The sequence below is a fragment of the Psychrobacter sp. AOP7-B1-24 genome, from assembly GCF_052376215.1.
In the GTDB taxonomy this organism is placed as follows: domain Bacteria; phylum Pseudomonadota; class Gammaproteobacteria; order Pseudomonadales; family Moraxellaceae; genus Psychrobacter.
In genome coordinates this window covers 1-1,146 of record NZ_JBQSVL010000176.1, presented here as the reverse complement: position 1 = coordinate 1,146, position 1,146 = coordinate 1, and the positions used below count along the sequence as shown (strand labels likewise).

The following is a 1,146-nucleotide window of genomic DNA, read 5'->3' as shown; positions in this document are numbered from 1 at the left end:
CATTCAGAGAAATAGCTATTTTACTAAATAATTCACCTATATATTGGTTTAATGCATATTCTTCTTTACTACCTGCAAAGCCACTATCTTCGTGCTCAGTTGAAAAACTATCTATATTGTCGAGAAAGTAAGATGTATCTACTTTGAAGTTTTCTCGAACATATTGCACAGATATAGCTTTAGCATCTTCTAAAAAAAGTAAATTATGTTTTTTTTGCGTAGTAGTGCATTGCTCATGATTATATAAATTGTTAACTATACCTATATCTTCAGGCATACCTAGAACTACCTCAATAGCATTAGATTGATTATGCAACCTATTTATCATATTATTAATATTAAACATATCTTCCGAAGTAATAGTACTATCGGTATTCAATTTATTTTCCATGAAATCACCTAGTTTTTATCTCAAATGGAAGTTATAAGTTACTAGCTGATAGTTATTTAATATAATCAACAAGCTGTCCTAATAATTCATCCGGTACACCTTTAGCCTGTAGGCTTTTCATTAATATATCTTTATCATGCAAAGCTATATCGACCGCTTGCTTATCACGACTACTCATTTTCATTTTTATTTCATCTGGTGTGAGTAAATCGAAGCTAACAGCCTTACCAGCCCGCAAGTCATCTAGATGATTTGCCCATTGGTTCATCATCATCTGTCGCTCTGCTAGATGTGCTGAAAGGTCATAACGCTTTTTTACGCTTGACTGTTCAAGATGAGCAAGTTGTATCTCTATAAGGTTCTGACTAAATTGCAACTCATATAGTCCTGTGCTGGCAAGCTGCCTAAATCCATGGCCAGTCATTTTAGGATAGGGGTCGCCTGTGTAGCCCATACGCTTTAAGGCCTGATTGAACCAGACATCGCTATAAGGCTTGCTACGCTCAAAGTTGTAAAAGACATAACCTGTTTTTTCTGTCAAAGGTCTCATACGCTCAATAATGGCCATCGCCTGAGGTGACAACGGAATAATATGATCTTGACGCATCTTCATCTTATGCGCTGGGATACGCCAGACGTTTTTATGATAATCAATCTCTGACCACTCAAAGAACCTTAGCTCTTTAGTCCGGACAAAGCACAACGTCATCAGCTGTATGCCTGCGATAGTTTGTTGATGCGCATTTGGGTTGTCT

General features: G+C 36.7%; 2 protein-coding genes. Both read right to left on the bottom strand.

The annotated features are described in order from the left end of the window. Positions 1-391: hypothetical protein (locus tag ACT3QP_RS14825; protein ID WP_444526031.1), on the bottom strand; the 391-nt coding region annotated here is incomplete at its 3' end. 52 nt (positions 392-443) lie between these two features. Then, a partial coding sequence (locus ACT3QP_RS14820; RefSeq protein ID WP_444526030.1) for a tyrosine-type recombinase/integrase occupies positions 444-1,146 on the bottom strand: 703 nt, incomplete at its 5' end.